The sequence below is a fragment of the Aeromonas sp. sif0611 genome (genome assembly GCF_019218845.1).
GTDB lineage: Bacteria > Pseudomonadota > Gammaproteobacteria > Enterobacterales > Aeromonadaceae > Aeromonas > Aeromonas media.
Window position 1 is genome coordinate 1 of record NZ_JAHUWU010000014.1, and the last position, 18,603, is coordinate 18,603.

Consider the following 18,603-nt stretch of genomic DNA (forward strand, 5'->3'; position numbering starts at 1 on the left):
CAACCGCCTTCTCGAGTCAAGCCTTATTTTCAAAGGCTTTTCGAGGTTACCGACGAGGTTGTTTGCGTTGCCGCTTGCCCTGTCGATGGAGGCGCATTATAGGGAGCTGAAACTTTCTGGCAAGCCCATTTTTGCAAAAAGTGGCAATAAATCTTCAAAAATAGGCCTTTCTCTAGTTATTCATAGCCAACCACAGCTTTTGTACAAACTTATCCACAGAAGCGGGCCCGGGATTGCTAGAATGGCCAGAAAATTGAGGAGGCCGAGATGGACTTGCGACTGAGATCCTATAAAGGAAAACGCCCACAACTGGGCAAACGGGTATATGTGGACCCCTGCGCCACCCTGGTGGGAGACATAGTGCTCGGCGATGATGCCAGCATCTGGCCCCTGGTAGCGGCACGGGGGGATGTGAACCATATCCGTATCGGCGCCCGCAGCAATGTGCAGGACGGCACAGTTCTGCACCTCAGCCGCAGGAGCGCCGCCAATCCCGATGGTTATCCCCTGCTGATCGGGGAAGACGTCACCGTGGGCCACAAGGCTATGCTGCATGGTTGCACCATAGGCAACCGGGTGCTGGTCGGCATGGGGGCCATACTGCTGGATGGGGTGGTCGTTGAGGATGATGTGATGATTGGCGCCGGCTCTCTGGTGCCACCGGGCAAGCGGCTCGCATCCGGCTTCCTCTATATGGGGAACCCGGCCAAGCAGGCGCGGCCGCTCAAGCCGGCAGAGATTGCCTTTCTGAAGACCTCGGCCGACAACTATGTCCTGCTCAAGGATGAGTATCTGCAAGAGGCTTGAGACAGACAGAGAACGAAAGCAAGAAGCCCGGCATGCGCCGGGCTTCTCTGCTTAATATAGCTAACCAATCACTGTGGTCAGGATCAGTGAGCCTGGTCCCAGTTGTCGCCGGTCCCGGCTTCCACCACCAGCGGCACGTGCAGCTCGGCCGCCGCCGACATCTTCTCCTTGATGAGCGCTATGTACTCCTCCAGCTTCTCTTCGCGGATCTCGAACACCAGTTCATCGTGAACCTGCATCAGCATGTGGATGGAGCCATCGGTAATGCCCCGGATCCAGCCATCGACGGCGATCATGGCGCGCTTGATGATGTCGGCGGCCGTGCCTTGCATGGGGGCGTTGATCGCCGCCCGCTCCGCCGCCTTGCGCAGACCGGCGTTACGGGACTTGATGTCCGGCAGATAGAGGCGACGACCGAACAGGGTCTCGACATAGCCCTGAGCTTCCGCCTGCTGGCGGGTACGCTCCATGTACTCCAGCACGCCCGGGTAGCGTTCGAAGTAGAGATCCATGTATTTCTGCGCCTCGGCACGGCCGATCCCCAGCTGCTTGGCCAGACCGAAGGCACTCATGCCATAGATGAGGCCGAAGTTGATCGCCTTGGCGCTGCGGCGCATGTCGGTGGTCACCGCCTCGAGCGCCACATCGAATACCTCGGCGGCAGTCGCCTTGTGGATGTCCTTGCCCTCGGCAAAGGCGGTCAGCAAGCCTTGGTCACCGGAGAGGTGCGCCATGATGCGCAGCTCGATCTGGGAGTAATCCGCCGCCACCAGCTTGTAACCGGCGCTCGGGATGAAGGCCTGCCGGATCCGGCGTCCCTGCTCGTTGCGCACCGGTATGTTCTGCAGGTTGGGATCGGTGGAGGAGAGCCGGCCGGTCGCCGCCACCGCCTGATGGTAGGAGGTATGTACCCGCCCGGTCTGGGGCTTGATCATCAGCGGCAGCTTGTCGGTATAGGTGGACTTGAGCTTGGCCAGGCCACGGTGCTCCATCAGCAGGCGCGGCAGATCATAGGTCTCCGCCAATTCCGCCAGCACCTCTTCGGCGGTGGACGGGGCCCCCTTGGGGGTCTTCTTGAGGATGGGCAGCCCCAGCTTGACGAACAGGATCTCGCCGAGCTGCTTGGGTGAGGAGAGGTTGAACTCCTGCCCGGCCAGCTCGTGCGCCTGCCGCTCCAGCTCCGCCAGACGTACTTCGATCTCCTGACTCTGCTGGTGCAGCAACTTGGGATCTATGGTGGTACCGAGCAGCTCCATCCGTGCCAGCACCGGCAGCAGGGGCAGTTCGATCTCGGTGAACACCTTGGCAAGCTCAGGCTGTTTGCTCAACTCGCCCCACAGAGTCTGGTGCAAACGCAGGGTGATGTCGGCATCTTCCGCCGCATAGGGCGCGGCCTGCTCCAGTTCGATCTGGTTGAAGGTGAGCTGCTTGACCCCCTTGCCGGCGATATCCTCGAAGGAGATGGTCTCGACCCCGAGGTACTTGCTGGCCAGGGAGTCCATGTCGTGGCGGCTGGCGGTGGAGTTAAGCACATAGGATTCGAGCATGGTGTCGAAGGCGATGCCCTGCAGATCAATGCCGTGGTTCTGCAGCACGTTGCGATCGTACTTGAGGTTCTGCCCCACCTTGAGGCGGGCCGGATCTTCCAGCAGCGGCTTGAGCTTGCCCAGCACCTGCTGTTCGGTCAGCTGGGTTGGCGCCCCCAGATAGTCGTGGCCGAAGGGAACATAGGCCGCCTTGCCCGGTTCGATGGCGAACGACACGCCGACCACTCGCGCCTCCATATAGTCGAGACTGGTGGTTTCGGTGTCGAAGGCAAACAGTGGTGCAGCCTGCAACTGTGCCAGCCAGCCGTCGAACTCGGCCTCCTCCAGAATGCAGCTGTAGTTGGTCTCGATGGCGGCAGCGGGGGCAGTAGCGTCATCAGCTGCGCCTTCCTGCCCGGCGCTCTCTTCGCCACCGGACTCCAGCTCCTTGATCAGGTTGCGCAGCTCGTACTCCCGGTAGACCGCCAGCAGGGACTCCTTGTCGATCGGGCCCAGCAACAGCTCTTCGAGGCTCTGCTCCAGCTCGACGTCGGTCTTGATGGTCGCCAGCTGGTAGGAGAGGCGAACCTGATCCTCCTGCTCGCGGAATTTGTCGGCAAACGTCTTGGAACCACGGAAGCCGAGGGCGGCGACCTTGTCGAGGTTGGCGGCGATCTGATCGATGCTGCCTATCCCCTGCAACAGCGCCTGGGCCGTCTTCTCGCCCACCCCTGCCATGCCGGGAATGTTGTCCACCTTGTCCCCCATCAGGGCCAGGTAGTCGATGATGAGCTCGGGGGGCACGCCGAACTTCTCGATCACCCCTTCCCGATCGGTCTTCACATCTTTCATGGTGTCGATCAGGGTGACATGGTCGGAGACCAGCTGCGCCATGTCCTTGTCGCCTGTGCTGATGAGCACGGGCAGTTGCTTCTCGGTCGCCTGGCGGGCGAGCGTGCCGATCACGTCGTCGGCCTCGACCCCTTCGACCATCAGGAAGGGGAAGCCCATCGCCTTGATCATCTGGTGAATGGGGGCAACCTGGCTGCGCAGATCGTCCGGCATGCTGGCGCGGGTCGCCTTGTACTCGGGGTAGATGTCGTCACGGAAGGTCTTGCCCTTCGCATCGAACACCACGGCCACATGACAGTCAGGGTATTGCTTGCGCAGGCTGCGCATCATGTTGGCCATCACCCGGACGGCGCCGCTTGGCAAACCGGTCGATGTGCGCAAATCGGCCTGCTGGGAGGCGAAGAAGGCGCGGTAAAGATATGAAGAGCCGTCGACCAAGATAAGGGGATTGCTAGGGGCCATGAAATCGTCCTGCCAGGAATAAACAGTCGCTAGGATGCCACAGGGCCCGCGGCACACCAAGGGGCTGACCCCCTCCCATTCGTGCCACGAACCGCCCCATGACCTGTGGATAACTCTGTGCTCAAAAATGGGCTCATGGCTGTGTCATGGTGGCAAAGTTGTGGATTAAAAACAAAAAAGACATATAAAACAGTGTATTGAGATCGTAAAAACAAACCATGACGCCTTCGTCATGATCTCGATCAATGTGGAAAAAAATTCAAGGGGGTCAACGAGGCAGGATCCAAAACGAAACAATCCTAGCACAGCAAGATGACTTGACCAGTGGAGGCCGAACGATAACCATACAAAAGTACAACAATCTACCCTGACTCACATTTTCAACAACGAGGAGTCTGCCATGAAAAAAGTGGCCGTGATCTTGAGTGGCTGTGGCGTGTTTGATGGCGCCGAGATCCATGAAGCCGTCATCAGCCTGCTGGCACTGGCCCGTCAGGGCGCCACCGTCCAGTGCTTCGCGCCCGACGTGCCTCAATTGCACGTCATCAACCACCTGACCGGCGAGGTGAGCGAGGGGGAGAGCCGCAACGTCCTGGTCGAGGCTGCCCGCATCTGCCGCGGCCAGATCCAGAATGTGGCCGAGCTGGATGCGGCCGATTTCGATGCCTTGCTGGTGCCCGGCGGCTTTGGCGCCGCCAAAAATCTGTGCGACTTCGCCGTTCAGGGCGCCAACTGCCAGATCCAGCCCGACGTGCTGAAAGCCTGCCAGAGCTTTGCCGAAGCCCGTAAACCGGCGGCCTATATCTGCATAGCACCGGCCATGATCCCCCTCATCTATGGCGCCGGCACCCTGGCCACCATAGGCCATGACGAGGGCGCCGCCAATGCCATCGAGGCCATGGGGGGCAGCCATCTCAACTGCCCAGTCAGCGAGTTCGTGGTGGATCAGGAACGCAAAGTGATCTCGACCCCGGCCTACATGCTGGCGCAGAACATCGTCGAGGCCGCCGACGGCATCGAGAAGACGGTCAAGCAGTTGCTGGCCCTGTGATCCCCTCCCCTGCCAAAACAAGCGGGCCGCTCAAGGAGCGGCCCGCTTTCATTCCAGTCAATCAAGACGGGATCAGATGGCGTCGCCCATCTGGTCCATCTTGCCCAGCAGGGCGCGCAGACGTTCCTGCCAGGCAACGTGCTCGTTGCGCAGCTGATGGTTCTCGTCTTGCAGTTTGTTGTTCTGCTCTTTCAGCTCGTCCAGCTCCATTTTCAGCAGGGAGATGTTGTCGACGGCGGATTGTACTTTGGATTCGAGTTGCTCAAGGACTTCTAGTGACATATGCATACCTGTATGTTCAATTGCGATGCCCCACAGGGGGCGATTCAAGCGCGTGAAGCCAGCATACCCTGATGCGCTCGGCACAAACAAGCCAGCGCGTTGCAAAATGCGCCCTCCGTGCCGGTATTGCTTAAATATGCGTCGGTTTTTCTCGCAGGCGGCAGGAACCGCGATCCGGGACGCTCGCCACGGCGTCACGGCCCCCTGCTAACCGCCTCCTCTCCCGCCGCCGGCATCAGCCGTGCAGGGCGATGAAGCCCCCCATCAGCAGACAGGCCACCCCGTACATCAACAGCCCGTAGAGCAGGTTCCAGCGCAGCAGCAAACCTGCGCTCAGGTTGTAGCGGGAGGCCAGCGCCAGGTTGGAGCCGGATAGCGGGCTGGTGCCGGTGGCGAGCCCCCATCCCAGCAGGAAGCACATGCCGAGCAGGCTGGGATCCGGCGACAGCGGCCACAACAAGGGGGCCATCCCCGAGATGCTGATGAGGGGGTGCACGCCTATGATGGCGACCAGGAAGATAAGCAGCAGGGTGAGGGATGCCTCAAGCCAGCCGAAGTGGTTGAATAGCGGCAGACCGTGACCCGCGCCGAAGTCGATGACAGAGAGGGCGCTGTTGATGCCGGCAGCCAACAGGCCAGCCCCGAGAAACAGCACCAGCTGGCCGCCGATGGCGGGGAAACGCTCCACCACCTGGCGCTTGAGCGCAGCCCCGCGCCCTTGGCTTGGCATGAAGAGCAGCGCCAGCAAGGGGGCCACCAGGGCGATCACCGCCAGAATGCTGAGCCCGGGCCAGAGCCGGTGGATCACCAGCACCAGCAGCGCCAGGGTCACCGGCAACCCCAAGGTCTGCAGCCTCAGGGGATAACCTGCAAAGTCCGCCACCCCGAGCCGCTCCACCTGCCAGGCCGTCAGCCCCATGGCCAGCAGGGCGGCAAGGATGCCAAACGGCAAAATCTGGGAGAGCTGCAGGCCGGGGGCGTAAGTGAGCGCCACCGCCATGGCGACGAAGAAGGGAGACCAGAAGGCCGCGGCACAGAAGATCCGGCTCAGCACCATGACCTGGCGCCGCTCCAGGGTACCGTTGCGCTCCAGCCGATCACCGATGATGAAGAGCACCGAGAGGTTGATGACGGCACCGAGCAGATTGAGGCTGGCCATGGTGCTCCACAGCCCCTTACGACCGGACCAGGAGGCGGTGCCGGTCAGCAGACCCGAGGTAGCGAGGTTGAGGGTACTGACGGCGGCAAACATGGTGAGCATGTTGATGTTGGGCAGCAGCCAGTCCCCGGGGCTGAGGCTGGCGCCGCGCCACCAGGAGAAGATCAGCAGCAGCAGTGCCGCCCCATAGAGCGCCAGCGCCTGACGACGGGCGGCTCCCACCAGCCAGGGCCAGGTGAGCAGGGAGGCGGCCCAGGCCGCGACGGCGGCTGGCCAGGGGGAGAATCCCAGATAGAGGTGCAGCAGGTTGAGCAGCCACATCCCCAGGATCAGATAGCCTGACCAGCGCTTGACCATACAGCGGCCTCGGTCAGGGGATCAGAGACACTGATCCATATCCAGGGAGGGTTTGTCACACTCGGGCCGACCCACGATCTTGGCAGGCACACCGGCGACCGTGGTGTGGGGCGGCACGGGGTTGATCACCACACTGCCGGCTCCTATCTTGGCGCCGACCCCCACTTCGATGTTGCCGAGCACCTTGGCACCCGCCCCTATCATCACCCCTTCGCGGATCTTGGGATGGCGGTCACCGGTCTCCTTGCCGGTGCCCCCCAGGGTCACGCTCTGCAGAATGGAGACATCGTTCTCGATCACTGCTGTCTCACCGACCACTATGCCGGTGGCGTGGTCAAACATGATGCCCTTGCCGATCCGCGCGGCCGGGTGCACGTCGACCCCGAACACCACGGAGATCTGGTTTTGCAGGTAGAGCGCCAGCGAGCGACGCCCCTGGCGCCACAGCCAGTTGGCAACCCGGTAGCCCTGGAGGGCATGGAACCCCTTGAGGTAGAGCAGCGGCGTCGAGAAGAGGTCGACGGCGGGATCCCTGTCCTGCACGGCGCAGATGTCGGCCGCCACTGCGGCCAGCAGCTCGGGTTCGCTGCGCAGGGCCAGTTCAATCACCTCGCGCAGAGCGATGGCTGGCATGGTGGTGCTGTCGAGCTTGTTGGCGAGCTGAAAACTCAGAGCCGAGCGCAGATCACCGTGATTGAGAATGGTGGAGTGAAAGAAGCTGGCCAGCATGGGCTCCTGGGCCGCCATGCTCTGCGCTTCCTGCTGAATTTTTTGCCACGTTTGGGCAACCAGATCATCCATGTTGCAGCCTACTGTTGTTCAGGGTGAGTGCCTTGTTGTTCTTTTGTCAGCACCGAGATGGGGTCCATATGAATGATCACCTCCATCCGCTCGAAGGACTGGCGAACCGCCAGTTCAGCCTCGTCGGCTATCTGATGGGCCTGGACCAGGGGGAGCTGATCGTCGAGCTCCAGATGTAACTGCACGAAGCGGGTCGGCCCGGATTGGCGGGTACGCAGATCATGTACGCCATGCACCCCCTCTACGGCACAGCAGAGCGCCATTATTCTCGCTTGTTCTTCCTCTGGCAACTGACGATCGAGCAGGGCCTGTACGGATTCGTAGCCAATATGGGCGGCCCCCCACACCAGGAACAGACCAATCAGGATGGCGAACAGGCCATCGGCCCAGTGCCACCCCTGCCCCGCCAGCACCAGCGCCAGCAGCACGCCGGCATTGAGCAGCAAGTCCGAGCGGTAGTGCAGCATGTCGGCCTTGATGGCCACGCTGTTGGTCTTGCGAATGACCAGACTCTGGAAGCTGACCAGCAGCAGGGTCAGCAGGATGGAGCCGGCACTGACCCAGATCCCCGCCTCCAGCCGCACCACGGGGACCTGATTCAGCATCGACGAGATGCCGTGCATCATCAGCAGCAGGGCAGAGCCCGAGATGAAGGCCGACTGGATCAGACCCGCAAGGGACTCCGCCTTGCCGTGGCCGAAGCGGTGCTCCTCATCGGCTGGCGCCAGCGCGTAACGAATGGCCAGCAGGTTGATGATGGAGGCACTCACATCCATGAAGGAGTCGGTGAGGGACGCCAGCAGGCTGGAAGAGTCCGTCATCAACCAGGCGATCAGCTTGCCCAGGATCAGCAAGGTGGCGGTGACGACCGCCGCCGTGCTGGCGAGGGTGACCCAGCGGGAATAATGTTGATGGCTCAAAACCGGCTTTCCTCTGACGCGTAAAAACTTATTATACCCTGACCCGAACGTCAGTTTGGCGCGCAAAATCAACGGAGTGACCCCGAATGAACAAAATACTCCTGGTCGACGACGATCTCGAGCTGACCCAGCTGCTCACCGAAATCCTGACCCTGGAAGGATTTGAGGTCACCGTCGCCGAGGATGGAGAAGAAGGACTGCTGCGGCTGGCAGAGCAGGCATTCGATCTGGTGCTGCTGGACGTCATGATGCCCAGACTCAACGGGTTCGCCATGCTGACCAGGCTGCGCAAGACCCACGACACCCCGGTGTTGATGCTGACTGCCCGTGGCGACAGCCAGGACAGGGTCAACGGGCTCGAAGCGGGCGCCGATGACTATCTGGCCAAACCCTTCGATGACAGGGAGCTGCTGGCGCGAGTGCGCGCCATCTTGCGCCGCACCCAGCACCCCTCACCCCAGCGCGGCGCGTCCGATGAGCTGCGCTTCATGGATCTGGTGCTGCAACCCGGCCTGCAGCGAGCCCGCTGCGACGATCAACTGCTGGAGCTCACCGCCACCGAGTTCGGCCTGCTGGAGTGCCTGCTGCGCAGCCCGGGTCAGATCGTCAGCAAGAACCTGTTGTCCGAACAGGTGCTTGGCAAGAAGCTCGAACCCTTCGATCGGGCCATCGACATGCACCTGAGCAACCTGCGCAAGAAGCTGCCCGAACGAGCAGACGGTCAGCCCCGCTTCAAGACGGTACGTGGGCGAGGCTACCTCTGGCTGGAGCAGGCATGAGAACGGCCCGCACCTTCAATGGCCTCTCCACCCAGATCTTCCTCTGGTTCTGGTTCATGCTGCTGCTCGTGCTGGCCGCCGTGGTGATACTGCCCACCCTGGATCCCCGCAATACCATCCCCCTGCCCGAGCACGAGATGGCCAGGATGAACAACAACCTGCGGGCGTTGCAGGCCGGAGCCGACCCGAACCAGGACTTCGATCTGCAACAGGCCATCACGGTGGCAGGTCTCTTGCCGGTGGACAACGTCTACCTGCGTGATGCCAAGGGCCAGATGCAATCCACCACCCAGTTGAGCAAGTTCGTCATCCGCTTCATGCTGGACGCCGACGACCCGGCCAGGCCCATGCTGGGTAGCGAACACCAGCGGGCCATCGCCGGCCCCTTCCAGATGCAGCACCACGGCCAGACCTATCACGTCTACTTCGGGCTCAACGTCGAGAACTCCTATCTGTTCCTGTTTATCCAGATCCTGGATCACCCCATCCAGATCCTGGGCATCGCCATGCTGGTCAGCACCCCGCTCTGTCTGCTGCTGGCCTGGCGGCTGACCCGCCCCATACTGCAGTTGCAGCAGTCGGTCTCCCAGTTGGCGCAGGGCAAGCTGGAGACACGGATCCCCAACCTGGGGCGGCGGGACGAGATAGGTCAGCTGGCGGATCATGTCAGCCACATGGTGGATACCCTCAAGCGCATGATCCAGAAGCAGAAACAGTTGCTGTCCGACATCTCCCACGAGCTGCGCAGCCCCCTCACCCGCATTCAGCTGGCGCAGGCCTTGATCCGCCGCAAGCAGGGGGACAGCTCGGAGCTGGCGCGGATCGAAAGCGAAATAGCCCGGCTCGACAAGCTGATCGGGGACCTGCTGGATCTGTCGCGGGTTCAGCAGCATGTGGAAGCCCCGGTGGAACTGCCGCTGGCGGAGCTGCTGGAGCCCATCCTGGACGACGCCATGTTCGAGGCCAATCAGAACGGCAAGCAACTCAGGCTGCCACCGCTGCCGACCGAGACCCTCAGGATGTGGCCGGAACTGCTGGCGAGAGCCCTGGAGAACCCGCTGCGCAATGCGCTCAAGTATGCCCGCGAGTTCATCAAGGTGGACTGGTATCGGGAGGGACGGGAGTGGGTGATGACCATCCGGGATGACGGCCCCGGCGTGCCGGTGGAGCAGCAACCCATGCTGTTCCTGCCCTTCTTCCGGGTCGACGATGCCCGCAACGCCAAAACCGGCGGCACCGGCCTCGGTCTCGCCATCGCCGCCGAGGCGATCCAGCGCCATGGCGGCACCATCAAGGCCAGCAACAATCACCCGACCGGGCTCGTCATCACCATCCGCCTGCCCATGGTGTGAGCCACCCCTTTTCATCGGCACGGGCGCTGGGTATGCTGGCGCCCGTTTCGCACCACCCCAGCCTCGCATCAGGATCCCGTCATGCTCGACATCGTGCTCTACCAACCGGAAATCCCGCCCAACACCGGCAACATCATCCGCCTCTGTGCCAACACCGGCTATCGGCTGCACCTGATAGAGCCCCTGGGTTTCGCCTGGGATGACAAGCGGGTGAAGCGGGCGGGACTCGACTATCACGAGTTTGCCGAGGTGAAGCGCTGGCCGAGCTATGAGGCCTTTCTCGCGGCCGTGGCCCCCAAGCGGGTATTCGCCTGCACCACCAAGGGGCGCACCGCTCACTCGGCGGCGCAGTTTGCCCCTGGGGATACCCTGCTGTTCGGGCCGGAGAGCCGAGGATTACCGGCGGAGATCATCGAGAGCCTGCCGTTCGAGCAGCGGCTGCGCATTCCCATGCTGCCTCAGAGTCGCAGCATGAATCTGGCCAATGCGGTCGCGGTTTTCGTCTACGAGAGCTGGCGCCAGTTTGGCTATGAGGGCTCCCTCTAGCCTTTGCTGGCGCGGTGCCCCTCAGAGGCGGCACCGACCATGAGACCCCGTCAGGCGGGTTCCCGACCTTGACCCAGCAGGCGGCCGTCACGTTCCAGTTGCCAGCATAGCCAGCCCAGGGTCAGGCCCCGCCCTGTCATCAGCGCCGCCATGGCGGCCCACAAGGCCGCCACGCCCCATTCCTGGCACAGCCACCAGATCGGGAAGAAGCCGGCAAACACCGCCACCAGCATGCTGTTGCGCATCTCGCGAGCCCGAGTGGCCCCGATGAAGACCCCATCCAGCAGGAAGCACCAGACCGCCAGCAAGGGCATGGCGATAAGCCAGGGCAGTTGGCGGTTCGCCTCGGCGATCACCGCAGGGATATCGGTGATATGGGCGATGAGCTGCCGCCCCCCCATGGCAAACCCCAGAGCAAACGCGATCGCGATCAGCAAGGCCCAACCCAGGTTGAGGACTATGGCCTCCCGCAGCCCCTGCCTGTCCCGCCGTCCTATGGCGCGCCCCACCATGGCTTCCACCGCGTAGGCGAAGCCATCCAGCCCGTAGGAGATCAGCATCAGGAAGTTGAGCAACACCGCATTGGCGGCTACTGCCACGTCCCCCAACCGTGCGCCCTGCAGGGTCATGAAGGCGAAACAGAGTTGCAGGCAGAGGGAGCGGATGAAGATGTCCCGATTCAGGCCGAGCAGCCGCCGCACCGCGGGCCATTGCCACCAGCGCGGCCAGGCGCTCTGCCACACCTCGGCCGGGAGATGGCGCAGGCGGCGGCTCACCAGCCAGAGCCCCACCCCGAGCGAGCAGTAGTCCGCCAGCAGGGAGGCGGCAGCCACCCCCCTGACCTGCCAGCCGAGCCCCAGCACGAACCAGGCGTCCAGCACCATGTTGACCAGGTTGCTCAAGATCAGCAGCAGCATGGGGCTGCGCGCATCCTGCATGCCCAGCAGCCAGCCCATGATGACCAGGTTGCACAGGGCCGCCGGCGCGCTCCAGATCCGCACCGAGACATAGTCTCCGGCATAGACCTGCACCTCGGGGGATCCTCCGCTGAGCCCTATGATGGCCGGCAAGAAAGGCAGCACCAGCAACAGCAGGGCCAGCCCCAACCCGACGGCGAGGCCGAGCGCCCGCGCCAGGGTGTCCAGCTGCCCCTCGACGCTGGCGGCGCCCTGGGCCTGGGCGGTCAGACCCGTAGTGGACATGCGCAGGAAACCGAGCAGCCAGAACAGGAGGTTGATGAGGGTCGCCCCGACCGAGACACCTCCGAGAAACCAGGCCTGCCCGAGATGACCGATCACCCAGGTATCCACCAGGCCGAGCAAGGGGGTGGTGACGTTGGAGAACACCATGGGCAGGGCCAGGGCAAACACGGCCCGGTGGCGGCGAGGATCCCTGAGCCAGGACGGCATCAAGCTAAGCACGATCGAGACTGGCAACTCACTCGGCGGCCAGTCGCACTATGCGGGCGAAGTCGGAGACCATGGTCTGCATATCCACATGGACCACTTCACCCGGGGCGACCTTGGGGCGGAACATGGCCACCAGCTTCCCCTCGGGATTGATCAGCACGATCGAGGCCGAGTGGTCTATGAGGTAATCCTTGCGCTCGCTCGCCACGATGGAATAGACGAGACCAAGGTTGCGCACCAGGGGGAAGAGGGCACGGTGGGTACCGGTCGCCGCCTTGAACTCCGGATGGAAGAAGGCGGTATAGCTCTTGAGACGGGCACTGTCATCCCGCTGGGGATCCGCCGAGATGAAGACCACCTGGCTGCTGGGTTCGATCTTCTTGAGATCCGGGTAGATGGAACGCAGATCCGCCAGGGCGGTCGGGCAGACATCGGGACAATAGGTGTAACCGATGAACAGGAAGGTCCAGTGCCCTGCCAGATTGGCGGCAGTGAAGGGCTCCCCATCCCCATCCGTGAGGGTGAAGGGGTTGATGTCACGTCCTACCGGATAATAATCCGCCTGTTCAGGCAGGGAGGGTTGGCTCCAGTAATAGGCCGCCATTATGCTGCCGACGAAGAGCAACAACAGCAGAGAAAAACGTGGTTTAACCATATAAAACAAAACCTTGCTAGTTCAACCAGCCGAATGGCGGGGCCAATGAAGGGCTATTGTAACCCGCTCGGCCCCGTTTCTGCCTAGTCCCGAGTCCGGATACTGGGCTGGAAAGGGCCTTACAGGGACGAAACAGGTGCTATCACCCGATAATCACAAGATAAAGAAAAGCCCCACGCCAGGTGGGGCTCACACACGGTTCGGGGAGCGGGCTCAGGGTCGCAGTCTGCTCAGCCCCTGGGGGCGCCGGATCGTGGCGCGCAGCGGGATGACCGGGGCCGTCCAGGGTGCATCTGGCAAACCGATGTCGTGGTGGCGGCGAAACAGACGAACCAGGCGGACAATCTTGTCCTTGGGGCACCCCAGCCAGATGGTCCAGCCATCTCCCTTGTGATACACCCAGAGCGCATAAAACCATGTCATCCGACTGCCCTTGATGAATCGGGTGATGGAGGATACGGGGGGTGCAGCCGGACCCGGATCCCACGGTGAGCTTGAAGCCATACCTGTCCTCCTTGCTCAACAGGCCACGCCGACCAGTGTTCCCGCCATCAGGAGGCAGACCAAACACCGTCGCGTACTGACTGTATTGAGTCGTCCAACTGCCTGACGACTCTCCCTTTCTTGCCCCGCACCGACTCAGCGGTGATGCATCCCTGCGATCCATGCAGACCTGGCAGTACACTCAAGGTCATGACGGTTATCCGGCCATGACACTGCGGGCCTTCTCAAAGGATATATCCGAAATGCATGATGCGTGACGGTACTGTTTGCGGCGAATCTGGGCGGTGGCAATGGCGGGGATCGGGGAGAAAAAGGGGCGCGGGGAAAAGCGCAAAAACGAAGAGGCCTCCCTCCCGCAGGAGGCCCCTTGGCATGTTCGATGCCTACATCCAGTCGGCGTTGCGGATCACCCCGACCGCCAGCCCTTCGATGGTCAGATGCTGGCTGGAGAGATCCACCTCGATGGGGGAGAGATCTTCGTTTTCCGGCAGCAACCACACCTGGCTGCCCTTGCGCTGGAAGCGCTTGACGGTGACGTCTTCATCGAGACGCGCCACCACCACCTGGCCGTTGCGCACCTCCTGGGTCTTGTGCACCGCCAGCAGATCCCCATCCATGATGCCGATGTTCTTCATGCTCATGCCCTGCACCCGCAACAGGAAGTCTGCCCGCGGGTGGAACAGGGCGGGATCCACCTGATAGTGGCTCTCGATATGCTCCTGGGCCAGGATGGGCTCACCGGCCGCGACCTTGCCGATGAGCGGCAGGCCGCTCTCTTCTGGCGCAGCCTCCTCTTCCTCGAGCAGCAGACGGATGCCGCGGGAGGTGCCGGGCATGATCTCGATGACCCCTTTCTTGGCCAGGGCCTTCAGATGTTCCTCGGCCGCATTGGCCGACTTGAAGCCAAGCTTCTGGGCGATCTCGGCGCGAGTCGGCGGCATGCCGGTCTCGCTCATGTTCGCCTTGATAAGCTCCAGCACTTCAGCCTGGCGGGGGGTAAGGGGTTTCATAGCATAGGCACCTGTCTTTTTATACAGCACACTGGCAGTATATACAGTGCTGTGGCCAAGGCAAGGCGTTGCTGATATTTGTCCTCACCTTGTCGCAAAAATCCCGCACCTTCTATCCTGAAAAGGCACTCATCCTACCTCTCGGCGACAAGCCGTCGGTGATTTGCTATGCTCACGCCGCATTTTTTTGGAGAGCAGACGCACATGTCCCTTGGACAGAACATTTCCAGAGCCATCCTGCAATGGCCGGTCAGTGGCTTGGTCAATCACAAGAGCCTGCCGGAAAATCCCATCACGGAACTCAAGCTGGATCCGGCAAGACCCATCGTCTATGCCCTGAAGACCAGCTCGATCACCGACCTGATGACCCTGCAACAGTGCTGCGAGGATCTCGGCCTGCCCGGCCCGTTCACGCCGCTGGAGCTGGGTGGCCAGCTGCTGCCGCGCTACGTCTGTCTGGATCGTCCGCCTCCCCTGTTTGGCACGCGCAACAAGCCGCTGCCCTTCCTGCAGGAGTTCCACCAGCTGCTGGACTTGCACAAGCAGGATCCCGAGCTGGATATCCAGGTGGTGCCCGTCACCCTGTTCTGGGGGCGCGCCCCCGGCCGGGAAGGCGAGGAAGCCTCCGGTTGGAACATCATCAGCAGCCTGGCCCCGAACCGGCTCAAGAAGGCGTTGATCGTGATCCTGAAAGGGCGCGAAAACCTGGTGCGCTTCTCACCGCCGCTCTCATTGCGCTACATGGCGGACAAGCACGGCACCGACGAGGCCATCGCCCACAAGCTGGCGCGGGTTGCCCGCACCCACTTCAGTCGCCAGCAGCTGGCGGCCACCGGCCCCAAGCTGCCGAACCGCAACCTGCTGTTCAAACAGCTGCTCGATTCGAACGTCATTCAGCAGGCCATCGAAGAAGAGGCCAGACGGGAGGGGATTAGCCTGGAGAAGGCGCAAAAGCGCGCCCATGGCTACATGGACGAGATCGCCTCCGACTTCTCCTACCGGCTGATCCGGCTTGGCGAGAGCTTCCTCGGCTGGCTGTGGAACAAGCTCTACCGCGGCCTCTCGGTCAACGGGGCCGAGCAGGTGCGCCAGCTCGCCCAGGAAGGGCACGAGATCGTCTACGTCCCCTGCCATCGCAGCCACATGGACTACCTGCTGCTCTCCTACGTGATCTACCACCAGGGGATGGTGCCGCCCCATATCGCGGCGGGCATCAACCTCAACTTCTGGCCGGCTGGCCCGATCTTCCGCCACGGCGGTGCCTTCTTCATTCGCCGCACCTTCAAGGGCAACCCGCTCTACAGCACGGTATTTCGGGAATACCTCAACCTGCTGTTTGCCAAGGGCTACTCGGTGGAGTTCTTCACCGAGGGAGGGCGTTCGCGCACCGGCCGCCTGCTGCCGCCCAAGACCGGCATGCTGGCCATGACGCTACAGGCTATGATGCGCGGGCTGGACAGGCCGGTGACCCTGGTGCCCGTCTATCTGGGGTACGAGCACGTGATGGAGGTGAACACCTACCACAACGAGCTCAAGGGCAGCCGCAAGGAGAAGGAGAGCTTCCTGCAGGTGCTCGGCATACTGCGCAAGCTGCGCAACTATGGCCGCGGCTTCGTCAACTTCGGCGAGCCGCTGACCCTCAACGGCTACCTCAACGAGAAGGTCCCGGAGTGGAAGGCCCACATCGGCAAGGAGGAGCGCCCGGAGTGGATGGCCCCCACCGTCAACCAGCTGGCCGAGCTGATGATGACCCGCATCAACGATGCCGCCGCCGTCAACGGCCTGACTCTGAGTGCCCTGGCGCTGCTGGCCGCCGAGCGCCACGCCCTGACCCGGGACGAACTGCAGGCCCAGCTCAACACCTATCTGGACCTGCTCAAGCAGGTGCCCTATAGCCCCCAGAGCACCCTGCCGGGTGAGGATGCGAAGACCCTGCTGGAGCAGGCCATGGAGCTCAACAAGTTCGAGGTGAGTGAGGACAAGCTCGGGCAGATCATCAGCCTGGACCGCTATCAGGCAATCCTGCTGACCTACTACCGCAACAACATCCTCCATCTGTTCGCCCTGCCCTCCCTGGTGGCGGCCTTGATCGAACGCTGCGAGGGGATCTCCCGCGGCGAGATAGTCGCCCGTTGCGTCGACATCTACCCGCTGCTCAAGACGGAGCTGTTCCTGCGCTACCAAGAGGAGGAGCTGCCAGAGCTGGTCGATGCCCTGCTGGCCGAACTGCAACGCCAGCAACTGGTCGAGGCGCGCGACGGCGGCTACTGGGTCAATCCGGGCAACCAGACCCGCCTGTTGTTGCTGGCCGAGAGCATTCAGGAGACGCTGCAGCGCTACGCCATCGTGCTGACCCGGGTGCTGGCCCAGCCCCGCATAGAGGCAGAGCAGCTGGAGGCGGACGGCCTGATGATGGCGGAGCGCCTCGGCACCCTGCACGGCATCAACGCCCCCGAGTTCTTCGACCAGAAGCTGTTCAGCACCCTGATCCACACCCTGCGCAACGAAGGCTATCTGGACACCGGCTGCAAGCCGGATCTCGGCCGCTTCCAGGCGCTGGCCGACAACATAGTGCCGCTGCTGAGCAACAAGATCCGCCGCACCATACAGGCGGGAAACCGGCTCTAACCACCATCTTACAGCCAACAAAAAGGCCGCATCATGCGGCCTTTTTTATCGACAGGGGTTCTCAAAGGTAGTGGGCGATAACCCCGAGCAGCACCAGGGCACCCACATAGTTGTTGTTGAGGAACGCCTGGAAGCAGGCTTCACGCTGGCGCTCCCGGATCAGCCGCTGCTGATAGACGAACAGCGCCGCCGCCCCCAGCAGCCCCCAGTAATAACCCGAGCCGAGCGCCATCAGCTGGCCCACCCCCAGCAGGATCAGCAGGGTTGCCAGTTGCAGCACGCCAATGATCCGCTTGTCGTGACGGCCAAACAGGATGGCGCTCGACTTGAGGCCGAGCTTGAGGTCATCGTCCCTGTCCACCATGGCATACTGGGTGTCGTAGGCGATGGTCCACAGCAGGTTGGCGAGAAACAGCAGCCAGGCCACGGGCGGCAGGGCATTGGCCTGGGCCGCATAGGCCATGGGAATGGACCAGGAGAACGCCATCCCGAGCACCAGCTGCGGTATGGGAATGAAGCGCTTCATGAAGGGATAACAGACCGCCAGCAGCAGGCCGGCGAACGACAGGCCTATGGTGAGCGGGTTCAGGGTCAGCACCAGGGCGAACGAGATGAGCGCCAGCACGGCGAACAGGATCAGCACCTCCCGTTCGTCGACCCGGCCCATGGGCAGCGGCCGGCCGGCGGTGCGTTTCACGTGGCCGTCGAAGTTGCGATCCGCATAGTCATTGATGACGCAGCCTGCAGAGCGCATCAGGAAAACCCCCACCACGAACACGGTCAGGATCCAGGGATCCGGCAGGCCGCCCGCCGCGAGACAGAGCGCCCACAGGGTCGGCCACAGCAGCAAGAGGATGCCGATGGGCTTGTCGATGCGGGCCAACTGCACATAGGCCAGTCCCCGCTCCTTGGTTAACAGCTTCACTCCAGCTCCTTATGCGATGACAGCGAATGAGACGATAGCGAGGGCAGGAAGAGTTCGTGGACCAGCAAGGGCCACTGCCCCAGATAGAGACGGGAGCGGCGCCCCCAGACGGTGGCGGCCTGGCACCAGGGATTGCTCGCTATCTCGAAACAGGCCAGTTGCAGGTGATCCCGCCGCGCCGGTGCATCACCGAAGATACGCTCCCCCAATGGCTGCTCCCCCAGATCCTGCAGGCCGCTCCCTTGCAACGCCGCCTCGGCAAACAGGGTCCAGCCCAGGATGGCCGGCCCAGCGTCACCGTGCAGGATCACCTCACGGCAGATCCCCACGGGATCGGCAACGGCCACCAACACCTGCTCGTCCGCCCCCAGTGGCACGCTGCGATTGCCGAGCAGTTGCACCGAGAGGTGACTATTGTAGCGCCGCAGGCGCCGGGTCATGGAGTCTGCCTCCAACAGCCAGGGCAGCAAGGCCTCGGGTGGCTCACACTCTGCGGGCACCCGCCAGGGGACGAGCTGGATGAGGGGAACAGTCAACTCGGACTTCACAGCTTCACCATCCGGAGATTTCCGTTGTCA

18 protein-coding genes are annotated in these 18,603 nt (G+C 62.5%); 7 read left to right on the top strand and 11 right to left on the bottom strand.

All coding sequences use genetic code 11. The features are described from left to right. Together KW824_RS20185 and KW824_RS20190 are read left to right on the top strand one after the other, a co-directional pair. The coding region (locus tag KW824_RS20185) for a hypothetical protein (RefSeq protein ID WP_218410844.1) at nucleotides 1-283 on the top strand (283 nt) is incomplete at its 5' end. Further along, nucleotides 268-807: a gamma carbonic anhydrase family protein gene (locus KW824_RS20190; protein ID WP_041206725.1), complete on the top strand. Its 540-nt coding sequence runs from the start codon at nucleotides 268-270 to the stop codon at nucleotides 805-807. The genes KW824_RS20185 and KW824_RS20190, both read left to right, overlap by 16 nt. Nucleotides 808-890: 83 nt before the next feature. On the opposite strand, the gene polA is transcribed toward KW824_RS20190, so the two are convergent. Continuing rightward, the gene (polA, locus tag KW824_RS20195; protein ID WP_218410845.1) at nucleotides 891-3,647 is read right to left on the bottom strand and encodes a DNA polymerase I; all 2,757 of its coding nucleotides are present in this window, start codon (nucleotides 3,645-3,647) and stop codon (nucleotides 891-893) included. A gap of 400 nt (nucleotides 3,648-4,047) precedes the next feature. Here polA and elbB point away from each other — a divergent pair, with 400 nt between their 5' ends. Further along, entirely contained in the window at nucleotides 4,048-4,698 is a 651-nt protein-coding gene (gene elbB, locus KW824_RS20200; RefSeq protein ID WP_161506733.1) for an isoprenoid biosynthesis glyoxalase ElbB, read from the top strand. A gap of 72 nt (nucleotides 4,699-4,770) precedes the next feature. On the opposite strand, the gene KW824_RS20205 is transcribed toward elbB, so the two are convergent. The 4 genes from KW824_RS20205 to KW824_RS20220 form a co-directional block, all read right to left on the bottom strand. Then, the gene (locus KW824_RS20205) at nucleotides 4,771-4,980 is read right to left on the bottom strand and encodes a cell division protein ZapB (protein WP_025325277.1); all 210 of its coding nucleotides are present in this window, start codon (nucleotides 4,978-4,980) and stop codon (nucleotides 4,771-4,773) included. 235 nt (nucleotides 4,981-5,215) lie between these two features. Continuing rightward, nucleotides 5,216-6,496, bottom strand: a complete 1,281-nt coding sequence (locus KW824_RS20210) for a hypothetical protein (protein WP_161506732.1) — start codon at nucleotides 6,494-6,496, stop codon at nucleotides 5,216-5,218. Nucleotides 6,497-6,517: 21 nt separating this feature from the next. Further along, complete coding sequence (gene cysE / locus KW824_RS20215; protein WP_161506731.1) at nucleotides 6,518-7,297, bottom strand: serine O-acetyltransferase; 780 nt, start codon at nucleotides 7,295-7,297, stop codon at nucleotides 6,518-6,520. A gap of 8 nt (nucleotides 7,298-7,305) precedes the next feature. Further along, entirely contained in the window at nucleotides 7,306-8,217 is a 912-nt protein-coding gene (locus tag KW824_RS20220; RefSeq protein ID WP_043132612.1) for a cation diffusion facilitator family transporter, read from the bottom strand. A gap of 86 nt (nucleotides 8,218-8,303) precedes the next feature. Between KW824_RS20220 and KW824_RS20225 the strand changes: the two genes are divergently transcribed. From KW824_RS20225 to trmL, 3 genes are all read left to right on the top strand, one after another. Next, a complete protein-coding gene (locus KW824_RS20225) occupies nucleotides 8,304-8,996 on the top strand; it encodes a response regulator (protein ID WP_043132614.1) in 693 nt (230 codons plus the stop codon). Then, on the top strand, nucleotides 8,993-10,348 hold the full coding sequence (locus KW824_RS20230) for an ATP-binding protein (RefSeq protein WP_171272991.1): 1,356 nt from the start codon (nucleotides 8,993-8,995) through the stop codon (nucleotides 10,346-10,348). Before KW824_RS20225 ends, KW824_RS20230 begins: the two co-directional genes overlap by 4 nt. An 81-nt stretch (nucleotides 10,349-10,429) precedes the next feature. Continuing rightward, on the top strand, nucleotides 10,430-10,894 hold the full coding sequence (gene trmL, locus KW824_RS20235; protein WP_005331110.1) for a tRNA (uridine(34)/cytosine(34)/5-carboxymethylaminomethyluridine(34)-2'-O)-methyltransferase TrmL: 465 nt from the start codon (nucleotides 10,430-10,432) through the stop codon (nucleotides 10,892-10,894). 50 nt (nucleotides 10,895-10,944) lie between these two features. Here trmL and KW824_RS20240 read toward each other — a convergent pair whose 3' ends face one another. From KW824_RS20240 to lexA, 4 genes are all read right to left on the bottom strand, one after another. Then, complete coding sequence (locus KW824_RS20240; RefSeq protein WP_171272990.1) at nucleotides 10,945-12,303, bottom strand: MATE family efflux transporter; 1,359 nt, start codon at nucleotides 12,301-12,303, stop codon at nucleotides 10,945-10,947. A gap of 28 nt (nucleotides 12,304-12,331) precedes the next feature. After that, nucleotides 12,332-12,958, bottom strand: a complete 627-nt coding sequence (locus KW824_RS20245; RefSeq protein WP_218410846.1) for an SCO family protein — start codon at nucleotides 12,956-12,958, stop codon at nucleotides 12,332-12,334. Between the two features lie 213 nt (nucleotides 12,959-13,171). After that, nucleotides 13,172-13,381, bottom strand: coding sequence for a hypothetical protein (locus tag KW824_RS20250; RefSeq protein WP_256351442.1), 210 nt, complete (start codon nucleotides 13,379-13,381; stop codon nucleotides 13,172-13,174). A 464-nt stretch (nucleotides 13,382-13,845) separates the two neighbouring features. Next, on the bottom strand, nucleotides 13,846-14,472 hold the full coding sequence (gene lexA / locus KW824_RS20255; protein ID WP_043132624.1) for a transcriptional repressor LexA: 627 nt from the start codon (nucleotides 14,470-14,472) through the stop codon (nucleotides 13,846-13,848). A gap of 204 nt (nucleotides 14,473-14,676) precedes the next feature. Between lexA and plsB the strand changes: the two genes are divergently transcribed. Further along, nucleotides 14,677-17,100 carry a glycerol-3-phosphate 1-O-acyltransferase PlsB gene (gene plsB / locus KW824_RS20260; RefSeq protein ID WP_218410848.1) on the top strand — a complete coding sequence of 808 codons (2,424 nt, stop codon included), beginning with the start codon at nucleotides 14,677-14,679 and terminating at the stop codon, nucleotides 17,098-17,100. A 61-nt stretch (nucleotides 17,101-17,161) separates the two neighbouring features. Here the strand turns inward: plsB and ubiA are convergent, their stop codons facing one another. Both ubiA and KW824_RS20270 read right to left on the bottom strand, forming a co-directional pair. Beyond that, complete coding sequence (gene ubiA / locus KW824_RS20265) at nucleotides 17,162-18,025, bottom strand: 4-hydroxybenzoate octaprenyltransferase (protein ID WP_218410849.1); 864 nt, start codon at nucleotides 18,023-18,025, stop codon at nucleotides 17,162-17,164. Then, the gene (locus tag KW824_RS20270; RefSeq protein WP_218410850.1) at nucleotides 18,022-18,573 is read right to left on the bottom strand and encodes a chorismate lyase; all 552 of its coding nucleotides are present in this window, start codon (nucleotides 18,571-18,573) and stop codon (nucleotides 18,022-18,024) included. The genes ubiA and KW824_RS20270 overlap by 4 nt, the downstream gene beginning before the upstream one ends. Nucleotides 18,574-18,603 lie beyond the last annotated feature (30 nt).